The organism is Mammaliicoccus sp. B-M6 (genome assembly GCF_022386965.1).
GTDB classification, from domain to species: domain Bacteria; phylum Bacillota; class Bacilli; order Staphylococcales; family Staphylococcaceae; genus Mammaliicoccus; species Mammaliicoccus sciuri_A.
On the sequence record NZ_JAJNHJ010000099.1, the window covers coordinates 1 to 255 of the forward strand.

Consider the following 255-nt stretch of genomic DNA (forward strand, 5'->3'; position numbering starts at 1 on the left):
ATTTATTAAAAGAACATAAGATATTTCAAAGTATGTCTAGAAAAGGTAATTGTCTAGATAATTCAGTTATGGAAAACTTTTTTGGGTTACTAAAACAAGAAATGTATTATGGCCAAAAATTTAAAGATTTTCAAGATCTTGAACAAGCTATTCATCGATATATTAATTTTTATAATAACGAAAGAATCAAATCAAAATTAAAAGGCTTATCTCCCAAAAATTACAGGAGACAAACCTTTGAAATAATATACTAAT

At 23.9% G+C, this 255-nt stretch carries 1 protein-coding gene; it reads left to right on the plus strand.

Features of this window, described 5'->3' with window-relative positions; all coding sequences use genetic code 11:
• Positions 1-254: IS3 family transposase (locus LQ693_RS13600; protein WP_239703282.1), on the plus strand; the 254-nt coding region annotated here is incomplete at its 5' end.
• Position 255: the final 1 nt, after the last annotated feature.